This is a genomic window from Campylobacter concisus (assembly GCF_001298465.1).
In the GTDB taxonomy this organism is placed as follows: domain Bacteria; phylum Campylobacterota; class Campylobacteria; order Campylobacterales; family Campylobacteraceae; genus Campylobacter_A; species Campylobacter_A concisus.
Genome location: NZ_CP012541.1, coordinates 1816536 through 1840041, shown reverse-complemented (window position 1 = coordinate 1840041; position 23506 = coordinate 1816536). Strand labels below are relative to the sequence as shown.

Annotated in this window: 22 protein-coding genes; 19 read left to right on the top strand and 3 right to left on the bottom strand. The window is 37.3% G+C overall.

The window, feature by feature from the left end:
* Positions 1-122 precede the first annotated feature (122 nt).
* The 4 genes from ruvC (at position 123) to CCON33237_RS09315 (ending at position 3068) form a co-directional block, all read left to right on the top strand.
* Positions 123-602, top strand: a complete 480-nt coding sequence (ruvC, locus tag CCON33237_RS09330) for a crossover junction endodeoxyribonuclease RuvC (protein WP_178140253.1) — start codon at positions 123-125, stop codon at positions 600-602.
* A 17-nt stretch (positions 603-619) separates the two neighbouring features.
* Positions 620-1309: an MOSC domain-containing protein gene (locus CCON33237_RS09325; RefSeq protein WP_054197352.1), complete on the top strand. Its 690-nt coding sequence runs from the start codon at positions 620-622 to the stop codon at positions 1307-1309.
* Positions 1310-1444: 135 nt separating this feature from the next.
* On the top strand, positions 1445-1960 hold the full coding sequence (luxS, locus tag CCON33237_RS09320) for an S-ribosylhomocysteine lyase (RefSeq protein WP_054197351.1): 516 nt from the start codon (positions 1445-1447) through the stop codon (positions 1958-1960).
* 1 nt (position 1961) lies between these two features.
* A complete protein-coding gene (locus CCON33237_RS09315) occupies positions 1962-3068 on the top strand; it encodes a DNA adenine methylase (RefSeq protein WP_054197350.1) in 1107 nt (368 codons plus the stop codon).
* Between the two features lie 52 nt (positions 3069-3120).
* Here CCON33237_RS09315 and thyX read toward each other — a convergent pair whose 3' ends face one another.
* From thyX to CCON33237_RS09300, 3 genes are all read right to left on the bottom strand, one after another.
* On the bottom strand, positions 3121-3750 hold the full coding sequence (gene thyX / locus CCON33237_RS09310; protein WP_054197349.1) for an FAD-dependent thymidylate synthase: 630 nt from the start codon (positions 3748-3750) through the stop codon (positions 3121-3123).
* A 118-nt stretch (positions 3751-3868) separates the two neighbouring features.
* Positions 3869-6352 carry a flagellar hook protein FlgE gene (flgE, locus tag CCON33237_RS09305; protein ID WP_054197348.1) on the bottom strand — a complete coding sequence of 828 codons (2484 nt, stop codon included), beginning with the start codon at positions 6350-6352 and terminating at the stop codon, positions 3869-3871.
* A 121-nt stretch (positions 6353-6473) separates the two neighbouring features.
* Complete coding sequence (locus tag CCON33237_RS09300) at positions 6474-7841, bottom strand: Na+/H+ antiporter NhaC family protein (RefSeq protein WP_054197347.1); 1368 nt, start codon at positions 7839-7841, stop codon at positions 6474-6476.
* Between the two features lie 119 nt (positions 7842-7960).
* Between CCON33237_RS09300 and pyrE the strand changes: the two genes are divergently transcribed.
* The 15 genes from pyrE (at position 7961) to CCON33237_RS09225 (ending at position 23503) form a co-directional block, all read left to right on the top strand.
* Positions 7961-8569, top strand: coding sequence for an orotate phosphoribosyltransferase (gene pyrE, locus CCON33237_RS09295; protein WP_054197346.1), 609 nt, complete (start codon positions 7961-7963; stop codon positions 8567-8569).
* Positions 8570-8812: 243 nt separating this feature from the next.
* Complete coding sequence (locus tag CCON33237_RS09290; RefSeq protein WP_054197345.1) at positions 8813-9502, top strand: response regulator transcription factor; 690 nt, start codon at positions 8813-8815, stop codon at positions 9500-9502.
* The gene (locus CCON33237_RS09285) at positions 9492-10919 is read left to right on the top strand and encodes an ATP-binding protein (RefSeq protein ID WP_054197344.1); all 1428 of its coding nucleotides are present in this window, start codon (positions 9492-9494) and stop codon (positions 10917-10919) included. Before CCON33237_RS09290 ends, CCON33237_RS09285 begins: the two co-directional genes overlap by 11 nt.
* Positions 10920-11014: 95 nt before the next feature.
* Positions 11015-13081, top strand: coding sequence for a multiheme c-type cytochrome (locus CCON33237_RS09280; protein ID WP_054197343.1), 2067 nt, complete (start codon positions 11015-11017; stop codon positions 13079-13081).
* Between the two features lie 44 nt (positions 13082-13125).
* Positions 13126-13884, top strand: coding sequence for an FKBP-type peptidyl-prolyl cis-trans isomerase (locus CCON33237_RS09275; protein WP_054197342.1), 759 nt, complete (start codon positions 13126-13128; stop codon positions 13882-13884).
* A gap of 19 nt (positions 13885-13903) precedes the next feature.
* On the top strand, positions 13904-14575 hold the full coding sequence (locus CCON33237_RS09270) for a 4Fe-4S dicluster domain-containing protein (RefSeq protein WP_054197438.1): 672 nt from the start codon (positions 13904-13906) through the stop codon (positions 14573-14575).
* 1 nt (position 14576) lies between these two features.
* The gene (nrfD, locus tag CCON33237_RS09265) at positions 14577-15542 is read left to right on the top strand and encodes an NrfD/PsrC family molybdoenzyme membrane anchor subunit (RefSeq protein WP_054197341.1); all 966 of its coding nucleotides are present in this window, start codon (positions 14577-14579) and stop codon (positions 15540-15542) included.
* Positions 15543-15556: 14 nt separating this feature from the next.
* Positions 15557-18172, top strand: a complete 2616-nt coding sequence (locus tag CCON33237_RS09260) for a cytochrome c biogenesis protein (RefSeq protein ID WP_054197340.1) — start codon at positions 15557-15559, stop codon at positions 18170-18172.
* 8 nt (positions 18173-18180) lie between these two features.
* A complete protein-coding gene (locus tag CCON33237_RS09255; protein ID WP_054197339.1) occupies positions 18181-18897 on the top strand; it encodes a tetratricopeptide repeat protein in 717 nt (238 codons plus the stop codon).
* 77 nt (positions 18898-18974) lie between these two features.
* Entirely contained in the window at positions 18975-20096 is a 1122-nt protein-coding gene (locus CCON33237_RS09250) for a nitrous oxide reductase accessory protein NosL (protein ID WP_054197338.1), read from the top strand.
* Positions 20086-20283: a hypothetical protein gene (locus CCON33237_RS09245; protein ID WP_169748888.1), complete on the top strand. Its 198-nt coding sequence runs from the start codon at positions 20086-20088 to the stop codon at positions 20281-20283. The genes CCON33237_RS09250 and CCON33237_RS09245 overlap by 11 nt, the downstream gene beginning before the upstream one ends.
* Complete coding sequence (locus CCON33237_RS09240) at positions 20273-21382, top strand: ABC transporter permease (RefSeq protein ID WP_054197337.1); 1110 nt, start codon at positions 20273-20275, stop codon at positions 21380-21382. Before CCON33237_RS09245 ends, CCON33237_RS09240 begins: the two co-directional genes overlap by 11 nt.
* On the top strand, positions 21379-22047 hold the full coding sequence (locus tag CCON33237_RS09235; RefSeq protein ID WP_054197336.1) for an ABC transporter ATP-binding protein: 669 nt from the start codon (positions 21379-21381) through the stop codon (positions 22045-22047). Before CCON33237_RS09240 ends, CCON33237_RS09235 begins: the two co-directional genes overlap by 4 nt.
* A complete protein-coding gene (locus CCON33237_RS09230; protein ID WP_054197335.1) occupies positions 22044-22997 on the top strand; it encodes a hypothetical protein in 954 nt (317 codons plus the stop codon). The genes CCON33237_RS09235 and CCON33237_RS09230 overlap by 4 nt, the downstream gene beginning before the upstream one ends.
* On the top strand, positions 22994-23503 hold the full coding sequence (locus CCON33237_RS09225; RefSeq protein ID WP_054197334.1) for a hypothetical protein: 510 nt from the start codon (positions 22994-22996) through the stop codon (positions 23501-23503). Before CCON33237_RS09230 ends, CCON33237_RS09225 begins: the two co-directional genes overlap by 4 nt.
* The last annotated feature ends 3 nt before the right edge of the window (positions 23504-23506 follow it).

Sequence of the window (23506 nt, the reverse complement as noted above, 5' to 3'; positions counted from 1 at the left end):
ATTTTTATGCCTTAAATTTCGAGAATTTTTATAGTGATACTATCTTAAATTTAATAAAACCTTTGTTAAACTCTGACAAACTTTTTCACATCGTGAAAAAGTCGTGAAAAAGTATTGAAAAGATAGTGATGAAAATTTTAGGAATCGATCCAGGAACGAAGAATTGCGGTTATGCGATACTTGAAAAAAATAAATTTAAAACTACACTTCTTGAAGCAGGACTCATAAAAATAAAACCAAATACACTTCAGTATCAGATTACCGAGCTTTGCGAGGGGCTTGATCTCATCTTTAAAAATCATAAATTTGATGAGGTCGCGATTGAAGATATATTTTTTGCTTACAACCCAAAAACTGTTTTAAAGCTTGCTCAGTTTCGTGGTGCACTTAGCCTTAAAATTTTACAGCTTCATGGTGATTTTGCCGAGTATACGCCGCTTCAGGTGAAAAAAACTGTCACTGGTAAGGCTAAAGCTGACAAAGAGCAAGTGGCATTTATGGTGAAGAAAATTTTAGGTATAAACAAAGAGATAAAACCGCTTGATATCACCGATGCAATCGCGATCGCGCTAACTCACGCAAATAATTTAAGAATAAGCTAAATTTTGATAGGAAAAAAATGGCAATAGTAAAAGCATTATTAATTGGCGAGGTGAAAAACTATGGTTCGCAAAGTGCGACTGATAAGCTAAATACACCATGGAGTTCAGCTATATTTAAAATAGCTCAAAATGGCGAAATTTTTGCAAATGAGCTTGGCTTTGAGGGCGATAGTGTCGCTGATACAAAGCACCATGGAGGCCCTGAAAAAGCTATATTTGCAAATTCGTTTTCAAACTATGCTGATTGGGAAAGTTTTTTAGGATTAAAAAACATGGCTTATGGTGCGATGGGTGAGAATTTATGCATTGACGGTCTTGATGAGAGTAGTGTCTGTGTAGGCGATATCCATAAAATCGGCTCACTAGTCCTTCAAGTATCGCAGCCAAGAAAGCCTTGCTTTAAGCTCTCAAAAAGATGGGGCAATGAAAATATGGCTACTCACATCTTTGAAACTGGCTTAACTGGCTGGTACTACCGCGTCATAACACCAGGATCGTGCAAAGTGGGCGACGTGATAGAAGTTATAGAAAAAGATCCAGTTCATATGAGCATTTTAGAAGTAAATAGACTTTTTTGCGCTCCAAATAAAAATTTAAATTTACTAGAGAAATTTAACTCTCTCACCACTCTTCCAAAAAGTTGGTATAGTGACATGGAAAGACGTATTCAAGGTATTTATAGTACGGAATATATGAGAAATTTATAATAGTAAGTAAAATTTTTATTATTTTAATACCTACAAACATTCAAATATTATAAGGCTTATGTGAAATTTTACACGAGCCTTTAAAATTTTAAACATTTTTTTCGCTAAAATTACCAAAAATTTAAAGGAGAAGATATGCCACTACTTGATAGTTTTTGTGTAGATCATGTAAAAATGCAAGCCCCAGGAGTAAGACTAGCAAAAAGTATGAAAACGCCAAAGGGCGATGATATCAGCGTTTTTGACTTGAGATTTTGCAAGCCAAATGAGGAAATTTTGCCAGAAAAAGGCATCCACACTTTAGAGCACCTTTTTGCTGGTTTTATGAGAAACCACCTAAATGGCAATGGCGTTGAGATTATAGATATCTCTCCGATGGGCTGTAGGACCGGCTTTTATATGAGTGTGATCGGCACACCTAGCGAAGAAGCCGTTAAAAACGCTTGGTTAGCTTCGATGAAAGATATATTAGAGGTAAAAACTCAAGATCAAATTCCAGAGCTAAATAAATTTCAATGCGGCACTTACAAGATGCACTCTCTTGATGAGGCACACGCCATAGCAAATAAAATTCTATCCCAAGGTCTAGTCATCATAAATAATGAAGAGATCAAGCTTGATCTTGATGCTATGGGACTAAAAAAGCACTGATTTGAAGCCAGCAAAACAAGAAAATCAAGCCTATTTAAAAGAGCAAATTTTAACCTATCTTGGCAACAAACGCTCGCTTTTAGGCTTTATCGAGCGAGGCGTAAAATACGCAAAAGACGAGCTTAAAAAAGAGAAGCTTAGCTGCTGCGACCTCTTTAGTGGAAGTGGCGTAGTGGCTAGGTTTTTAAAGCAAAATAGCGAATTTCTAGTTGCAAACGACTTGGAGCTTTATAGCTTCATCACAAACTCATGCTACCTGCAAAACGCCACAAACGAGCTAAAAAATGAGATAAATTTCTGGAAAAAAAAGCTTGAAAAAGAGATAGAAGATAATCTTTCTGAAGGCTTTATAACAAGGCTTTACGCCCCACAAGATGATAAAAATATTACCGAGGGTGAGAGGGTTTTTTATACTAGAAAAAATGCCATTTTTATTGATACAGCAAGAAGGCTCATAGATGAGTTAGTGCCAGCTGAAATGAAAAATTTCTTCATAGCTCCACTTCTTTATAATGCAAGCGTGCATGCAAATACAAGTGGAATTTTTAAAGGTTTTCATAAAAATAAAGAGGGCATTGGTCAGTTTGGTGGACGAGGACAAAATGCTATCTCAAGGATCACTTCTGATATAAATTTGACTAGGCCCATCTTTTCAAATTTTAGTGTGCCATTTGAGGTCTATCAAAAGGACGCAAATTTGCTCGCAAAAGAGCTTGACGGCCTTGATCTAGTCTATCTTGATCCGCCATATAACCAACACCCATACGGTTCAAACTACTTCATGCTAAATCTCATCGCAAGCAACACTGAGCCAAGTAAAATTTCAAAAATTTCAGGCATTGCAAAAGACTGGAACAGATCTGTTTTTAATAAAAAATCATCAGCAAGCGAGGCATTTTTCGAGCTGATAGCAAATTTAAAGTCGAAATTTGTGCTGATCTCGTTTAACTCAGAGGGCTTTATCAATCAAGATGAATTTGATAAAAATTTAAACAAAATAGGCAAAGTTCAACTAATGCGCCAAAAGTATAACGCCTACCGCGGCAGTAGAAATTTAAAAGCTAGAAACATCCACGTAGACGAGCTTCTTTACGTTTTACAAAAGTAAATTTAGCGCTCGTTTCATCACTTCTAAATCACAAACTACACTAACGTAAATGTTAGTTTGACTCATCATCTGGCAAACACTTCTCAAATATAAATTTATGCTCATCAGGCAAGGCAGCAAAAATAGCATTTGCTAAATTTCTGATCTCCCAAAGGGCTGATTTTGAGCTACGAAGTGAGATAAAATTTTGCAAGCTTCTAGCGTTTATACTCCATGTAAGCTCTGTTTTGTAGCACTCTGGCAAGCAGTATTTAACTATATCAAGGCTTTTTGTAGTTGAGGCTAAAATTTCACGTAAATTTTCAAGCGCTTTTATGCTTGCGTTATCGACTAGTTCATCATTTGTTAGTACGATAAATTTAGCCGCACGCTCAAACTGCCCTACTTCAAATTTTTCCTCTTTTTTTAGCTCTTTTAGTGTGTAACGAGTTGATTTGACGCTTAGACTTGCCAAGCGGTGACGAGCTAGCTCTTGAAGCAGCGCACGAGAGATACCTTGGATGTAGAAGTTGTAGTATAGGTGCTCTAAGGTAGAGGCGTGTTTAAATTTATTGCCTACTCTATCTATTAGCTCAACATCTTTTTCGCCACCGTTGTCGCTTTTATCAAAGCTTTGCCAGCATGTGCGGATAGCGTGAGAGCAAATATTTAGTGGAGTGTGATTTAGTAGTGTTGCTTGCATTTTTTCTCTTTTGTAAAATTTTTTAACATTTTACAAAAAGAAGGCTGATTTTATTTGTAAATTTAAAGCATAAATTTCAAAGGGAGGCAAATGCTCCCTTTTGTAAAAGTCTTAGTTATTATTGTTTTAATTGAAGAAGTGTATTTAGCATCTCATCGCTTGTTGTGATCGTTTTTGAGTTTGCTTGGAAACCTCTTTGGATGACGATAAGATCTGTTAGCGCACGGCTTAGATCGACGTTACTAGCTTCAAGTTTTGAAGCTGCGATCGTTCCCTTATCGCCTGTGCCAGCTGCACCGATAACTGCTTCGCCTGAGTTTGCGGTTTGTGAAAAGACATTTCCGCCCTCGCTTTGAAGACCTTCGTTGTTTGTAAAGGTAGCAAGTGCTACTTTAGCTAAGCCAAAGCTTTGGCCATTTGAAAATGAGCCTATTATCGTTCCAGTCTCATCTATTTTTATGCCATTTAGAGTGCCACCTGTGTAGCCATCTTGTGAGATTGACTCAGTTGATGAGTCTTTATCAAAGCTTGTTAAGCCATTAAAATCAGTTCCAAGACCAAAATTTAAGCTAATGTTTTGACCACTTTGTGAGCCGTTGTTAGCTGAAAATGTTATCGTTGCTGGGTGAAAACTCGCAAGTGAGCCATTTGCATTAAATCTAGCTGAGCCAGTTATAACGTTATCTGGACCCTGACCTGAATAGTTTATCTTAGCTGGCTCTGGTACTTGGATGATCATGCTCCACTCTGTACCACCATCTGTTGTAGTACCCGTTTTTGCCCATTTTATACTAACTGTGTGTTTTGAGCCAAGTGAGTCAAAAATTTCCGCCGTTGAGCCGTGGCTTGACATCATCATCTTTCCACTTGCTCTTAGTGCTTGACCAGGGCTTAACGCACCATCAAGTGCTTTCATAATAGTTGTAAGTCTAACATTTTCATTTACAGCTGAATTATTTGTACCTTGAGCTGGCTTTGTAAGTCCGGTCGTAGTCATATAAAGTGCATGATCCGCTATTTCATTTGATGGGTTTTCTAGTTGAAATTGACCTAGTTTATTTACAGTGATCTTTGTGCCATCATTTAAATCATCAGCAAGTTTTTTAAGTGCTGCGATACCAGCTGCGTGTTTTTGATCCAGTGTGCCAGCTGCAGCGTTATAAGCAGTGTTATAAGCTGTTTGGCATGTTGTATCAGCTATAGCTGCTCCACCAGTACCCGGAGTTGTATTATGAGCTTCTGTTGCTTTTTTTATAGCATTAGGTACAGCTGAGTTTACTCTTATTTGACCGTCTCCATTGTAGTCAACGTAACTCCTTGCATCTTTTTGCATAGCAGCACGAAGATCTTCTGTTGTAGTTATTTGCCTTTCTTTCGCATCATTATATTCGTGAACTGCTGTTGTTTGTGAGCTCGTATAGACATATTGATAAGCTGTGATAATATCTCGATTTTTTAAACCGGGACCTTCTGCTAGAGGTACTCCCATTGCTATCGTTGCTGCTACTAATTCATCACCAGTATTGACAGTTAAGTGAATATTTTTTGTCTCTTTTGTAGTACCTGAGTTATTTCTATTTATAAGTGTTAGTTTATTACCTTCTGAAATTTCAGCTCTAACGCCAGTTTTATTATACTGAGCGTTGATAGCAGCTGCAACATCGCTTATATTTGTTACATCTCCAGTTATATTTACATCATTTAATGTTATATTTAATTTTTTTGCAGTCCCATTATTAGTAAGTGAACCAACATTATTTGGTGATTTACTACCTATAGTAAATTTTTCAGTTTTAGCATTTGCGTAGCTTACCCAGATGCCTTGTCCATCTCTTAAAGCAAGGCCATTTCCAAGCTCATCAAATGTAACACCAAGATCTACACCACGCTCTGTTAAGCTTTGCTCTTTTCTTGAGTTTGTATAAAACTGATCGTTATTTACATCATTTTCGTTATGGACTTCGTTTGGATCTAAAATTCCGTCATTGTTATAGTCACGTCCACCAGCAAGCGAATCTAGTGAATAAATAGGAGTGCTTCTTTGGTCGATGGTGTTGCCTGAGTCAAGGTTGCCTTTTATCTTTACTTCTGTTGTAGCTCTTGCCGGAGTTGTAAGACCCTCTTTGATCACAATATTTTTTATCGGACCTGTTGAGTCGATGGTGCCAGTCTCTTCATCTCTCGTCCAGCCTTGAACTATATATCCACTATTGTTTACAAAATTTCCCGCTTTATCACGGACAAAGTCACCATTTCTTGTATAGTATCTTGTAGTTCCACCATCTGGAGATACGACGAAGAAACCATTTCCTTGAAGTGCAAGGTCTGTTTGCTTATCAGTAGATGTTAGTGTGCCTTGTGAGAAAATTCTCGTAGTTGAGTTTATAGTCGTTCCTAGACCTATTTGCATAGCATTTTGACCGCCTAGCTGACCTTGTGGAGCAGTAGCGACTCTTGGAGTTTGGCTTAGTATATCAGCAAAATTTGCACGGTTATATTTATAACCATAAGTATTGACGTTTGCGATATTATTGCCTTCTACGTCCATGGCTATCTGGTGGGCTTGCAGGCCTGAAACACCAGACCAAAGTGATCTCATCATTGACTTATCCTTTTTGCATTTTAAATTTTTATATTTTTCAAAAGCAAAAGATGTTCCAAAAATTTATATTGATAAAAAGTAGAAGAAATAAAAAGAAATTTGGCGTAATTAACGCCAAATTTTATCCAAGTATCATAGCTCCAACGATGCCACCGATGATAAGTGGGATATTGAAAAATACAAATGTAGGCACACAAGTATCATATATGTGGTTGTGCTCATTATCAGCATTTAGACCGCTTGTCGGCCCAAGTGTGCTATCGCTTGCTGGGCTTCCAGCATCTCCTAGAGCTGCAGCTATGCCAACTAGCAAGATAATGGCTGGTACGCCAAAACCAAGACTAATGCATAGTGGCACATAGATAGAAGCTAAGATAGGGATCGTACCAAAGCTAGTGCCTATGCCCATCGTAACGAGAAGTCCGATAAGAAGCATCAAAAATGCCCCACCTATCTTGCCGCCAGATACCAAGCTAGCGTATTTTACAAGCTCATCTATGCCGCCACTCTCTCTTAAGATAGTGCCATAACCTGCAGCAACTAGCATGATAAATGCGATAAATCCCATCATAGCAAGGCCGTTATCCATGATCTTATCTACTTTTTTATATTCGATACCACCAAAAACAACCATGACTAAAAGTCCAAGTAGTGCGCCAAGCGGTAAGAGCGATGTATAAATTTGTACGACAAAAGCCACTACCGCACCAGCTAAGACCGCCCACTCCTTTTTAGTCATCTCAAGGCTTTTTGCACGCTCGATCTCATCAAGCTCTTCTTTTTCAAATTTTGAAGTTTTATAAACTCTTTTTTTGCCGTAAAAAAGTATGGCAAGGATAAGTCCAATAAGCATCGAAGCGCCACCTATCCACATAACAGAAGAGATATCAGAAATAGATGTGGTTATGCCGTTATTTGCTAGCTCTTTTTTTAAGATATTGTGAAAAAGCAGACCAAAGCCAACGCTAAGGCTTACATAAGGTGCTTGAAGACCAAACGTCAAAGCACAAGCCACTGCGCGTCTATCTATTCCCATTTTGTTCATAATAGCAAGAAGTGGTGGGATCAAAATAGGTATAAAAGCTATGTGAACTGGGATTAAATTTTGAGATAAGCACGCTATAAATGCAATAGTTAGTATAAAAATCACTTTATTTGAGCTAAGGAATTTACTCAAAGCATTTATCAAGATAGCAGTTAAATTTGTATTTGCGATAGCAGCTGCTAGAGCGCCAAGTAAAATATAACTAAGTGACGTCTCAAGATTGCCTTGCATGCCGCTTATGAGGCTTTGTGTAGTCTCTTTTAGGGCTGTAAAGAGGCTATCGATCCCATTTATAATACCACTTTCAAATCCGCTAAATCCATGCTTATACATTACTCCCGCAACAAGAGCAGAGATAAGGATAGAAAGCAAGATGTTAAAGCGCAATAGACAAAGTATTGTCATCACTAAAATGCTAAAAACAACAGGGTTAAAAATAAGCATGAGCGTCCTTTTTGTAAGAGTGTGAAGATTATACAAATGTGTGGCTTATTAAATTTTAAAAAGAGTGGCTTAAGTGGGCTTGTGTTAAAATTTTGAGTAAATTTTAAAAGGAAAAAACGATGGATTTAGAGAAAATTTATAAAGGGGCCGGAGCGTATTTAGAGGGGCATTTTCTCTTAAGTAGCGGTAACCACTCGCAGTTTTATCTGCAAAGTGCAAAGGTGCTTGAAGACCCAGCTTTGGCTGGAAAGCTAGCTGATGAGCTTGCTCGTGTGATAGAGAAATTTAACATTAAATTTGATAGCGTTTGTTCTCCTGCACTTGGAGGAATTTTAGCTGGCTATGAGCTAGCTCGTGCAGCAAAGAAGCGATTTATCTTTACAGAGCGAGTTGATAGGGTGATGAGCTTAAGACGCGGATTTGAGGTAAAAAAAGGCGAGAAATTTATCGTTTGTGAAGACATCATCACGACTGGCGGATCAGCACTTGAAGCAGCACACGTAATAGAGAGCCTTGGCGGCGAGGTAGTTGGCTTTGCAGCGCTTGCGAATCGTGGCTTTTGTAAGGTCGCAAATTTAGGCAATGACTCAAAACCAAATGCAAAACTACCAAGTGATAAGCCATTTTTTGCTTTGGGAAATTTTGAGTTTGAAATTTATGAGCCTGAGAATTGCCCGCTTTGCAAAAATGGAAGCAAAGCGATCAAACCTGGAAGTAGAGGCAATTAAAATTTAATACTATAAATATAGCTATCTTTCTTTTTTAAATTGATCGATAGCTAAAATTTTAGAAAAATCCAAAAATAGTACTCATAGAAAATTTTAATCAAGACTTCAAATCACTTCAACAAAAATTTATAGTTTAATTTTTAAAAGTAATCTGTCTTTTATATTGGTATGAATTATTTTTTAGATAATCTTATTTTTTAAGCTACCAAGTGATAATATCTGCTCAAAAAGCGAGATGAAGCTATGCAAGAATATGATATTTTAGACGTTTTATCAAACAAAAAGGTCCTTTGCCTTGAAGATGAAGAGGCGATTTTAAAAAATATTTGTGCTTCTTTGGAACTATTTTTTGCCGAGGTAAATGGCGTAACAGATGGCTATGATGCACTTGAGCTAGCGATGAGCGATGCTTATGATGTTTTGGTACTTGATATAAGCGTGCCAAATATCGATGGTCTAGAGATCGCTAAAAAAGTAAGAACTATAAATCAAAAAATTCCTATCGTGATCTTATCAAGCCACATCGAGCAAGAGTATTTGTGGAGAGCGGTTGAGCTAAAGATCACAAGATATCTTGCAAAGCCATATGATAAAAAGTCATTTATAAAAGCCCTAGAAGACGTTGCTTTAGAGCTTGTTGGACGTAAGCCGACTCTTAGGCTAAATGATGAATTAGAATACGATTTTGGTAAAAAAGTACTTTATATAAATGGTGAAATTTCTCATCTAAGTAAGAGCGAAAGCAGGCTTTTGGAGTATTTTTTAAACAACAAAAATCAAACTATAACTTATGAACAAATTTTTGATTATATTTGGGAGTATGAGCAGCCAAGCAAAGAGGCGATAAAGACGATCGTAAAAGAGCTTAGAAGGAAGCTTGGCAAAGATGTGATTAAAAATTTATACGGTGTAGGTTATCTTTGTGAAATATAAATTTCAGCTAATCGTTAGTGTTTTTATCTTTGTTTATCTCTTAATATCCGCACTTGTTTTAAATTTTTATAATAATCTTGCAATGAAAGATGCCAAAAAAGAGGCGTATTATGTGCTTGAGAGTATAAATTCTGTAAGAGAGTACATCGCAGGCGTTCAGCGTCCGCTAATAGAGCAGCTAAAGCATGATGGTATTATAAAAGAGTATTTTTTTGACGAGAGATTACTCTCATCTTCATATATAAGCCGTGAAATTTATAATATCCAAAAGAAAAAATACAATCTTGACTTTGACTACAAACTAGTTGCCATGGCACCTTTAAATAAAGCTCATGAGCCAAATGAATTTGAAGCGCAGGTGTTAAGAGGCTTTAAAGAGAATAAATTTAGTGAGTTTTCAAAGATTATAAAAGATGAAAACGGCTCACAATTTTTTGTAGGACTTCCTATAAAAAGTCAAAATACATCTTGCTTAGCCTGTCACAATAGCGAAAGTGCTCCAAAACAGATGTTGGATCGTTATGAAATTTCAAATGGAAAAATTTCTGAAGCAAGTGAGATGATGGCAATGCTATCTTTTAAAATCCCACTACGTGCCATTTTTTCTTACCATTTAAAGGAGGTTGTCATCATAATGAGCGCGATAGCCTTTGTATTTGGGATATTTTTGCTACTTGTTTATAAGATGCATAGGCGCGGAGAAGAGAGTAAAAGACAGACTGAACAGCTAATGATACATCAAAGCCGCCTAGCCTCAATGGGCGAGATGATAGGCAATATCTCACATCAGTGGAAGCAGCCTTTAGCTCAAATCAGCTCAGCTTTAATAAATTTAGAGCTCTATCAGGAACGAAAAAAGCTTGATGAAGCAAAAATTTATGAGTTTATAGAAGAGACTAGCAAACAGATAAATTTTATGTCTGAAACGGTTGATGATTTTAAAAACTTTTTTAAACCAAATACTTTAAAAAGAGAGTTTAGCGTAGAGGAAGTGATAAATCAGACTATAAAAATTCTAAACGCCTCACTTAAGAAATATCAAATCGAAATAGAGATCGATATAAGAGAAAATTTTACGATTTTTGCAAATTTTAATGAAATAATCCAAATTTTAATAAATATTATAAATAACGCAAAAGATGCATTTAAACAAAGCTATGTAAAGCCAAGAGTAATAAAAATTTATACTTTTATAAAAGATAATCGTAAAAATTTATGCGTTCAAAATAATGCAGGAGCGATAAAGACTTCGTTTTTAAAAGTTATCTTTGAGCCACACTTTAGCACAAAAGAGTCTGGCAGTGGGCTTGGCCTATATATGAGCCGGCTAATCGCTAACAAAAATAACGCGCTAATCTTTGCTAGAAATGTAGATGAAAATAGTATTACATTTACAATTAGTTTCGAAAATTTATAATTTATTAAAATTCCCCCTTTTCTACCCTTTTTTGGTGTTAGTATTATCAGTATGAAATCATTTTGATTTTAGGATAAAAATTTAAAGGAGGGCACATGAGAAATCTACAAAAAGCCTTAGCTGGTTTGCTCATGGGTGTTAGCATCTTCGCTTCACAAGCCTGTTGCGAAGAGCATAATATGCAGATGTCCGATAAAGCACGTGATGTTATCGCAAATCCTAAAGGCACACTGCAAAGTAGAGGTGTTATCTCCTTGCAAGACTACGTTGTAGAAGAGCAAGAGATGTATAACTGGTTATTTAAAAACCACCCTATTTTTACAAAATATGGTGGTAAAACCGTCGGTAAAATGGTCGTTCACGACCGTGGCTTAGAGTGGCTTGCCGAGGGACATGGCTTTGATATGTCAAAGCTTAGTAAAAGAGATGGCGGTAAGGGCTATAGCTCTATGATGTATAGAATTCCAGCCACTTCATCACTTCAGTTTCCTAACAAATTTGTAGGACCAGAAAAGTGCGGTGAGTGTCACCCAGCTCAGTATGAAGTGTGGAGCAGATCTCGCCACGCAACTACTATGCGTTTCCCTGGCGAGCACCCAGAGGTTAATAACAACCTAACTGAGCCAGTATTTGACAAAGATACAGCTTCTATCCTTCCAAAAGGTATCACTCCAGATGTTATCTACGCAACCGTTGGTCACTTAAGAACAAAAATGGGCTACGTTGATGCGTGGCTACTTCGTGGTACTTACTACGTTGAGGGCGGTTTGCTAAGAGATGGTACAGGTCAGATCGTAGCTGGTGGTAACCAATGGCAAAGAACATGGGCGTTAAATTTAGACGACGCTACTGTTAAAAAGATAAAAGAGCTTGTCCCAGAATTTCCTGGCACTCTTGAAGAGTACGGCGATAATGGCGGATATGTTAGAGGTCTTGCTTCATACGCCGCAAAACATAAAAAATCAATGTTCTTCCAAGCAAACTCATCATATTGTGAAGTTTGTCACCCAGTTAAATTCGACTTTAAATCAAAAGCAGAATTTTACGCAGCACTTGGTAATGCTAAAGAGCTTCAAAAACACACTATCTCAAAAGGCGTAAGCTGTGAGGAGTGTCACGGAGCTGGCGGTCACCTTGATGGGGCTACAAATTTTAGAACATCAAACTGCGAACGCTGCCACCAAAGATTTAACTTTAGCCCAGATCTAGCTCGTGCTAATCCGCTTAATAACGGCAAGCTTGATCTATCACTTAGCTCTAAATTTAAATCAATGGGACCAGGATGTGGTTCTGAAGGTTCTCAATCATACTTTACAGCTCACTATGACAAAGGTATGAGATGTGTTACTTGCCACGATCCACATGATAACACAGGTCCAGTTGTAGGCGATAAGAGCGTAACTGGTATGAACTATAACTCAGAGCAAGGCTATCTAAGCTCATTCTATACTAAACCAAAGATTAGAAAAGAGTGTAAAGATTGCCACGAAACTCAAGCATATATCGCATCTAAAGCAGATACTCACAAAGATAACACTTGTGCATCTTGCCACATGCCATTTATGATGAGTTGTGAGAATTTCTACGCTGTTCAGTTCCAAGACAACGCTGGCTTTGATACTCAAAGAAGATCTCACATCTGGAAGATCATGGTTGATCCAAAAGAGAAATCTCTAGTACCAGGCGATGCTGCTAAAGGTCCAAGAGATGCTAAAGATTGGCACTTTGAGAGAGATAAAAATGGCCATAACTACGTTGACTTGATGTGGGCGTGCGCTAGAACATCTTGGGCTGATAAAGATATGAAAGATACCAAAGGCTGCCACAGCCCGGTATTATCTGAGCTAAAACCAACACTTCACTTCAAAAACCAAAAACAAGTTTATGATGAAGTTATGGGATGGCAAACTCCAGTTAAGAATGAATTCTCTGAAGTTAAGATTGGTATTGAAGGACTTTACTCACTACTTGAGACTAAAAAACTTGACGCAAGTGATAAAGTAAGAGTTTACGAGCTAATTCAAAATGCTCAAGAGATCATCGATATGGTTGAAAAAGATGGTTCGTGGGGTATGCACGGATTTAAATTTACTAAACAAAGACTAGATGCATCTAAAGAGTATATAAAAGAAGCTCAGAGAATTCTAAACAAAAATTTATAGCATTTAGGGGCTAGTTTTAGCCCCTTTAATCTTAAGGGTTTGAAATGAAAAATGGGTTTTTAAAATGTTCGCTACTTCTTAGCCTAAGCGTGGCTAGCCTCTTAGCAAATGTCGATACAAACGACTCTTATGCCATAGGCGCAACAAGCGGCGGATATGTTTTAAAAGGACTGCTAGATCAAAAACAACTAGGTGTTGGCTATGACGCTGATGCAGTGATAAAAGGCTTTAGCGATGCACTAAAGAGCGAGCTAAAACTAAGTGATGATGAGATAGCAAAGCTACTAAACAAAAGAGCTGAAAGCTTAGAGAAGATAGTAAAAGAAAAAGAGGCAGCCAAGCTAAAAGAAAATTTAGCCCAAGGCAAAGCCTATATGGAAAAAAATGCAAAAAACAAAAATGTAAAAACAACAAAATCAAATTTACAATATGAGATCATAAAGGGTGGCTCAAAAGGGGCTACACCAAAGCCTGAGAGCATCATCATAGTAAATTATAAAGCAAGCTTTGTCGATGGCAAGGTCTTTGACGAGACAAAAGAGGCTCCAGCTCATCTTTCGATGCTAAATTTGATCCCTGGACTTGAAGAGGGTCTCATGCTTATGAAAGAGGGCGAGAAGTTTAAATTTGTCATCCCGCCTGAGCTTGCATACGGCGATAGCGGCATGGAGGGGATACCTGGAGGCGAGACTATCGTTTTTGAGATAGAGCTTATTAAGGTCTTAAAGCCTGGCGAACTAGCTGAGGCGGCAAGAAAAATTCATGAAAAAGAGCAAAATGAGGGCGTTAAAAAGCCTCATTAAGGCATAAATGGAGTTAAAAATGCAAAATCAAAATAGCAGAAGAGCCTTCTTTAAACGCATGGCAGTTGTGGCTGCTGGTGCTAGCGTGGCAAGTAGTGGTTTTGCTTTTAAGAGTGAAGAGAGTGCGAAAAAACCACATTTTGGCATGATATTTGACCAAAACAAATGCGTTGGCTGCACGGACTGTGAAGTGGCATGTAGAAAAGTAAATTTAGTCCCAAAAGGACAGATGAGACTTTTCGTAGAGGATAAGACTGATCCAAAGAATTTGCTCGATAAAAGATATGTAAGAGTATCTTGTCAGCAGTGTGAGGATGCACCTTGTGTGGCTGTTTGCCCAACAAAAGCCTGTCACAAGGACATAAAAACTGGCATCCAAACTACAAACATAGATGACTGCATCGCCTGTAAATACTGCATCGTAGCCTGTCCATATGATGTGAGATATATCGATAAGGTTACGCACTCAGCTCAAAGCTGTAACTTTTGTGTAGATACAAATTTAAAGGACGAAAAGGAGCCAGCTTGCGTAGAAGCTTGTAGATATGAGGCGATCGTCTTTGGTGATCTTAACGATGAAGATTCGCACATCAGCAAGCTACTAGCCGTAAAAGACAGCATAAGGCTAAGAGCAGAGCTTGGCACAAAACCAAGCCTTAGATATATTCCTAAAGTAAAAATGGGGGTGTAAGATGGATGGTGCATTAAATTTTACTGCAACATTTTCGCATGGAGTAGAGTGGGGCTGGCCGATCGCTGTTTATCTTTTGCTAGCTGGTATGAGTGGTGGAGCGCTAATCGCTGCCATACTTTTAAAACACTATAAAAAGCAAGAGAGCTTTAGCTCATTTTTCAAGGCTGCTTCGCTTTTAGCATTTGTTAGCATCATGCTTGGTATGGTTTGCTTGATAGCTGATCTTGAAAAGCCGCTTTTATTTTGGAAAATTTTGATTAATTACAACTTCACATCAGTTATGTCTATCGGTGTTGCTGGACTTTGTGTCTTTATACCACTTAGCTTTTTGATGTGCCTTTATGCATTTAATGATGAGATTTCAAATTTCTTAGCTAAAAGTTTAAAATCCTTTAGCACTCTTTTTGCACTAATAATGAAAATTTTAATACCGCTTTATCCATTTTTAAGTCGTATTTGTCTTATTTTTGCTGTAATAATTTGTGCTTATACTGGATTTTTGATCTCAGTTTTGATTAGATTTCCGCTCTTAAACACAGCTGTGCTTCCAGCTTTATTTATAGCTTCAGGACTAAGTGCTGGTATAAGTGGCAGTAGCTTGGTCGCAGCAGCTTTATTTAAAGAAGATCCACATTCAAGCGACCTTCATTCGCTTCATAGCGTAGAATTTAGCGTTTTGGGAGCTGAAATTTTACTCATTTTAATGCTTTTTGTATCGCTTTTACTTGGTTCAAGTTATCAGCAAAATGCAGCTGTTGCCTTTTATAGTGGCGTTTGGGCAAATTTCTTTTGGCTTGGTGTTGTACTAGTTGGCTTTATTGTGCCTTTTGTTTTAAATTTCGCATTTGGCAAAAAAGTAGCTAGCCTAAAATTTAGCTTTTATATCAGTTCATTAGCGGCTGTTATCGGTGTTTTACTGCTTAGGGTGTTTATACTTTATGCGGGACAAACTTATAGCATTTAAAGCAGAGGCGAGCGATGAGAATTTTAAATATCTACCGCTTGTCTTTGATATTATTATTTATTCTTGCTTTTGGTGCAGGGCTTGCGACTTTTTTAGAAAATTTTTATGACACACAAACGGCTAGAGTGCTGGTTTATGAAGCACTCTGGTACGAGTGCGTCATGGCTGCTTGTGCTATTTGCTTAGCTATTAGCATCGTAAAAACCAAGATGTATAAAAAATTTGGCGCATTTTTGATACATCTTGCTTTTATTGTTATCTTCATCGGGGCTGCGCTTACAAGGTATTTTGGCGAAGAGGGCGTTATGCATCTTAGAACCTTGCAAAGCTCAAATGTAATGCAAAGCGTTAAGCCTTACCTTAGAGTCGAAATGCTTGGAGAAAATTTTAGTTATCCATTAAAATTAAGCTTATTTGGTAAAAACGACTTTGAGTTTAAAAATTTTATAGATGGCAAAGAATTTATAATTAACTTGCTTGGATATAAAAAAGATGAAAAAAATGCTCCAGCTACGCTTATTTTAGAAATAAGCTTTAACGGCGAAAAAAAGAGTATTAAACTAAAAGGCGGAGCTGGATATGAGCTGGAGCCTAGTGTGCTAAGTTTTGGTGGACAAGAGGTAAAATTTTACTTTAGCTCAAAGGCTTTAAATTTACCATTTTCATTAAAGCTTGACGAGTTTATTTTAGAGCGATATGCAGGGCTAAATAGTCCATCGTCCTATACAAGTAAAGTAAGTATCGCTGGCAGCAAGTACGACATCTCGCTAAATAATCCACTGACAATTGATGGCTATAAAATTTTTCAGTCTTCATACGATCCTGACGAGCTTGGAAGTGCTTTTGAGATCAGCCGTGATCCTGGCAAAATCCCAACTTACATAGGATATTTTTTGCTTTGCCTTGGCTTTGTGGCAAATTTATTTAGTAAAAAGAGCCGATTTTTTAGGCTACTAAATTTTATAAAAGGTTCGCAAATCGCATTTTTGGCTATCTTGCTTTTAAATGCTACTCCAAATTTTGCTAATGAAAATAATAAAAATTTAGACGCTCATGCAAGCAAATTTGCTAAAATTTTGACTCAAGCTGATAGTAGAATCGCTCCAGCTGGCTCTTACTCAAGAGCTGTGATAAGTAAAATTTCAACCAAAACTACGCTATTTGGGCTTAGTAGCGAGGAGTTAATGCTATCTTTTGCCATCTCGCCAAAAGAGTGGATGGATAAAAGGATAGTAAAGATCACAAGCGAGCGTGTGGGCGAGCTTTTGGGAGTTAATGAGAAATTTGCTAGTTTTAACGATGTCTTTAACGAAAATGGCGAGTATAAGCTGGCTAAATTTGTAGAAGCTGCAAATGAAAAACCCGCCTCAAAAAGAGATAAATTTGACAACGACGTGATAAAATTTGACGAGAGATTAAATGTCTTATACCTTGCACTAAAGGGAGAAATTTTAAAATTTATCCCAGCTAAAAGTGGTGATAAGCTCACGTGGCTAGGCGTAAATGAAGCCTTTGGCTCAAGCGAAATTTCAAGCGAGTTTAAAAGCGTTTTAGGCACTTATATAGAAAATTTAAGCCTTTGTGTAAAAAGTGGCGAGTGCAAAGAGGCTGATAGGAGTTTGGAGAAAATTTCAAGCTATCAAAGAAGCACTCTAGGCTCCCTTGCGCCAAGCGAGGCAAAGGTGGAGCTTGAGGTGCTTTATAACCAAATGGAAATTTTTAAATTTCTTATATATTTTTACATGATCCTTGGGCTAGTTTCGCTCGCTCTTGGCTTTTATAGGCTATTTTCTGGAAAGAAATTTAGATTTGAAAAAGCACTTAGCCTTGCGTTTTATTTTGGCTTTGTGGTGCATTTGTTAAATTTAGCTCTTCGTGCTTATATCTCAGGGCATGTACCTTGGAGTGATGCTTATGAGAGCTTAGTATATATCTCGCTCGCAAGCGTATTAGCTGGAGTTTTATTTTTTAAACATCAAAGCTTTGCTCTTGGAGCTGCTTCACTTTTTGCAAGTGTGAGCTTGCTGGTCGCTCATCTAAATTTTATAAATCCACAAATAACAAATCTAGTCCCAGTTTTAAAGTCATTTTGGCTTAGTGTGCATGTAAGTGTCATTACGGCAAGCTATGGCTTTTTAGGCTTTAGCTTTGTACTTGGACTTCTTGGGCTTCTTTTAATGGCTATAAAAAATAAAAAAAATGAGCAAAAGCTTAGTGAGCAGATAAGATACCTCGCCGCAACTAATGAGCTAAGCCTCATCATAGGACTTAGCTTGCTAACTATTGGAAATTTTCTTGGCGGCGTCTGGGCGAATGAGAGCTGGGGTAGATACTGGGGCTGGGACAGCAAAGAGAGCTGGTCGTACATTACGATAATTATTTATGCCATTGCGCTTCATTTAAGATTTATCCCAAGATTAAAAAATATTTTTGCCTTTTTAGTAGCTAGCGTGCTCTCTTTTGGTTCAGTTATTTTTACCTATTTTGGTGTAAATTTCTATCTAAGCGGACTTCACTCATACGCAAATGGCGATGGATTTAGCGTTTCAAATTTGCTTTATTTGCTTTTAATGCTCTTGGCTTTGCTAATCGCCTTTGCTTATAGAGGTAAGGATATAAAAGAGATTTAGGAGATATGATGAAAAAGAGTTTAGTTTTATTGTTTGCTTGTTTGGGACTATTAAATGCTGGCTATATCAAAGAGGCTTTAAGCGCAAAAGACGATCACAACAAGCTAGCACAAATTTATGAAGATGCTTGCGACAAAGAGAAAAAGGCATCAGGCTGCTATAATCTAGCTGTGCTTTACAGCAGAGGTGATGGCAACGTCAAAAAGGACGAAGCAAAGGCAGCAATGCTTTATGAAAAAGCTTGTGATCAAAATTTCTCTATGGCTTGCAGCAACCTTGGCTACGTCTATGAAAAGGGCAAAGGCGTAGAAAAAGACCTAGAAAAAGCAGTTAAATTTTATGAAAAGGCTTGTAAGGATAACGAGGGTTGCACGGAGCTTGGCTTGCTTTATGCAAATGGTACCGGCGTGACAAAGGATCTTAAAAAAGCAAAAGAGCTTTACGAAATGGCTTGCGCAAACGAAGCTGGCATAGGGTGTGATAATCTTGGCTTTTTATATGTTTATGCACAAGGCGTTGATCAAAACCTTACAAAAGCCACAAAACTTTATGAGCAAGCGTGTATATATGGATATGAAAAGGGCTGCAACAACTACGCTATCATGCTAGCTGAGGGCAAAGGTGTGAAAGAAGATTTAGAAAAAGCACGTGAAATTTTTACTAGAAGCTGCAAAAATGGCTTAAAAGAAGCGTGTGAGAATTTAGAAATTTTAGGAAAGCATTGATGCTTTGATAGAGCCAGTCCAGTGGCATTTAAAGCTTATGTAATATAAAAATGAGACAAAATACTAAAGGAGATAATATGATTTTACGTTCTATCTTGGGTTCAGCACTACTGGCGACCTTGATTTTTGGTGCTTCGGCAAATGAGCAAACTGTCAAAATGAAACCGATGTTTCAAAGCGTGGATCCTAGCAAGGCTACACTAGTAGGAAGCGGCGAGGGCAAGGAGTATTGTGCTGTTTGTGGAATGAATTTGGTTAAATTTTATAAGACTAATCATGTATATAACGGTAAGCAAGTAGCATCACTTCACTGCTTATACGAGCTAACAAAAGGCAAGATCCCAAGCGACGCACAAGTTGTTGATACTAAAAATCTAAATTTGATCGATGTAAATAAAGCCTTTTATGTCGTTGGTAGTAGTGTCAAGGGCACAATGACTAGAAATAGCAAATATGCCTTCTCAACCGAGGCTGACGCAAAAGAATTTCAAGCAGAAAATGGCGGCGAGATAATGAATTTTGCTAAAGCTTACGAGATAGCTGGACAGGATTTCGAGGGTGATAATAAAATGATAAAAGCTAAACGTGAGGACGGCGTTTATGCGCATGGTAAAGAATTTTATGAAGCAAACTGCGAAAAAACAGATCCAAAAGGCTTTAAAGCTATCTCTGAGCTAAAAGCTCATCTTAAACAAGTATGTGACTCAAAAGAGGCTAGCAAAGCCCCAGAGTATGATAAACACCTACAAGCTGCCGCTTTGTATCTATGGGACGCTCCAGCAAATTTAGGTACTAGCAATCAATCTTCAAAAGCTAAACAAGAAATAAAAAAACCTGAGAGAATAGTCGTACCAAAAGGTGCAAGATGTGCGGTATGTGGCATGCTCGTCAAAAATTCTCCATGGGCGACACTCATCAAAGCAGATGGCAAGGATTATTATTTCGATGGTGTAAAAGACATGGCGCAATTTTACTTTGCGGATGGCAAAATGAAAGATGCTTATGTGAGCGATTATTACACGCTAGAAAAGCTTGATGCAAAAGATGCGTTTTATGTTCATGGCTCAAACGTTTATGGACCAATGGGTGATGAGTTTATTCCATTTAAAGACGAAGCAAAGGCAGAGAGCTTTTTAAAAGATCATGCTGGCAAAGGTGTCATAAGATTTGACGAGATAAAGAATTTTATTGGTAAATAGTGTGAAATTTCTAGTTTTTTTGGCGTTATTTTTTGGACTTTCTTATACGCTTTTAGCAGCACACTACCTTAGCTTTGATCATAAAGCAAAGCAAGATGAGCTAAGAGAAATTTCTAAGATAACAAGAGCAAATGCTGCTTTTAGTTTTAACCAAAAGGGGCAAAAAGGCTTTGTCTATGATAGGTAAAAATTTTATAAACTATGCTGTGGTTCTGCTTTTTAAAGATAGAAAGGATCACCTTTTTAGCTTTTGCCTCTTTGCACTCATTATTTTTGTGTTAAGCTCGGTACTTTTTATCTCTGGATCGATCCAACATGATCTTATAAATTTAGTAAAAGATAGATCAAGTATCGTAGTGAGCGCATTTCGTGCTGGCAAAGGCGATCTAATGCACCCTGGCTATATCTATGACATCTCAAAGATTGATGGCGTAAGTGATGTAAAGGGCGTAGTTGATGGAGAGTACTACTTCGTTCAAAAGCGCGTTTGGTTTCATCTATATGAAGATGATAGCTTAAAAGAGGATGAGATGATCGTCGGAGAAGGTGTAAAGGTAGCGATGAATGAGCTTTACTACGACGAGAGCTTTAATTTTCTAACTGAAGAGCGCATGATACCGGTAAAGATATTAAAGACTATGCCAGCACAAAGTGGCTTAATCTCAAATAACGCTATATTTTTGCATCCAAATACGCTAAGGGCTATCTTAAATTTAAAAGATGAAGAGTATACAAAGCTCTACGTTGAGGTGCCAAATACCGATGAGATCAGTGAAGTAGCTTTAAAGATAGAGAATTTATACCCAAATTCATTTGCTCTTAGTATAGAAGATGAGGTGGCTAAGGTTAGGCACCTTTACTATTATAAGGGTGGAATTTTTATGAGCATTTACGTTAGTGTTATGCTTATATTCTTTGTCTTGCTTAAAAACCAAATTTCACTCGCCTATGGTAGTAAAAAGCGTGAAATAGCTATTTTAAGAAGCATTGGTTTTTGTATAAAAGACATTATATTTTTAAAATTTATACAAAATTTCATCGTTAGTGTTAGTGCTTTTTTACTCGGTGTTATGCTGGCTTATCTCTTTGTTTTTGTATTAAATGCTCCGCTTTTAAAAGGGATATTTTTAGGTGATGAGCTTTTAAATTTTACAAATTTCACGCCTATTTTAGAGTTTGACAAGCTCTTTTTGATCTTTGTTTTTGGTGTGATACCATTTTTGGCGTTTGTACTTATACCTTCGTGGAGAGTAGCAAGTAGTGACATAAATGAGGGGCTAAAATGATAAATATAAGAGGTGTTAGCCTAGTTTATAACCAAAACAAACAAAATGAGTTTTGTGCTTTAAAAAATATAAATTTAGATATTAATGACGGCGAGCTAGTAATACTAAAAGGCATTAGTGGAAGCGGTAAAAGCACCCTACTTTCTCTTATCGCCCTGCTTCAAAAGCCAACTAGTGGAGAAATTTTGATAGATGGTACTAACATCGCAAAGTTGCCTGACGCCTTTTGCTCTGAGCTTAGACACAAAAGACTTGGATTGGTTTTTCAAAATTTTAACCTTATTGATGGCTTGAGTGTATATGAAAATTTACTAGCTCCATTTGCTCTAACAAATTTTAAGGCAAGTGTGCGAGATGAGATGATAAAAAAGGCTCTAAGCCTCGCAAATATCGCTCATAAAAAAGATGAGAACGTATCAAATTTAAGTGGTGGCGAGCGTCAAAGATGTGCGGTAGCTAGGGCTTTATCTATGGATGCTAACATCATCTTGGCTGATGAGCCAACGGCAAATTTAGATAGAGATAATGCACGTGCATTTTTAGGCTTGCTAGAGTCTTTTAAAGCTCTAAAAAAGAGTGTTATTGTCGCTACTCACGATAGCATTTTTGATGAGCTAAGTGCAACAGATAGGGTTGTTAGCTTGCAAAACGGAGAGATAGTATGAGTGTCTTTTTATCAAACGCCGTTATTGCCTTTTTGTTAGCGGAGTTTGTACTGTTAGTTTTGATGAGTATTTCGCTCTTTTACGTCATTAGGATCGTGAGATCGTGGGACTACAACGCACTAACATCGCTTCAATACTCGCTTGAAAAACAAAACTATCTTGTAAATACTATCTTGCTTTTTTGTGTCTGTATCAAGATCATATTGTTTATATTTTTTGCGCTTTGCCTAAATGAACTCTCTGATATTGTGCCTGGCGCTATGTGTTCAGCTGGCGTGATCGGCTCAAATAAATTTGGTGGTATATTGATGCTCACTAAAATTTTGCTGATCTTTGGGCTTGGCATTTGGCTGGTTATAAATAAGCTTGACTTGCAGGCTCTAAATTTCCCTTATCTAAAGAAAAAATACGCCATTTTTATCTGCCTTTTTGTCATGATATTAGTCGAACTTGGTGTAGAAATTTCGTTTTTTTACAATATCCCACTAAAAGTGCCGGTCTTTTGCTGTTCTGTTACTTTTCAAGCTCCAAAGCTACCATTTGGCTATACAAATTTTGGCTTAGTGAGTGCATTTTATGTGCTCTTTTTTGTCATTTTGGTACTAAATTTTTTAAAGCAAAGTATGGCGAGCTTTGTGGCAAATTTGTTGTTTTTGGTGCTTAGTTACTACGCCATTACCTACTTTTTTGGCCTTTATGTTTACGAGCAGCCAAACCATAAATGCCCATACTGCATGCTAAAAGGTGACTATTTTTATGTTGGCTACCTCATCTGGGGTAGTTTGTTTCTCGGTGTATTTTACGGCCTTATGCCATATCTTGTTGAGATTATCACAAAGACTAACTACTCGCACAAGCTTAAATTTTCATCTATCTGGCTAAGTGTTTGCGTGCTGATCTGTGCACTTTACGTTCTAAAATATTATTTGTTAAGAGGATTTTTATTTTGATAAAACAAATTTTTTCTTTGTGTTTGTTAGCTCTAGTCTTAGCCGTACTTGCCTATAATGCCGATATAAGCGATGATAAAATTTTGGTTTTAAATAATGGCAAATCAGAGCCGATCGAGGAGCTTACACCAAATAAATATATATGTTATGAGAGCAGGACACTCATCGCGGATAATAATGATACAGCTCAAGCCATCATGCCAAATGGTGATATCTACTTCTTTAACGACATTACAAATTCTTTCATCTGGTATATGGCTGAAAAAGATAAAGATAAGATCAAACTATATGTCTACTCAAAGGATACAAACCGCTATATTCTAGCGCAAGATGCTTGGTATTCAAGGGTTGATATAACGCCGATGGGATACGGCATAGGGGCGTACGAGTTTCACACCTACGGCATAAATGACAACTATTTTAAAGAGGTCTTACTATACGCAGCACGTGGCGAAACGCTACTAAATCCATATATAAACATCTTGCTTTCAGAAAATAAGATATAAATT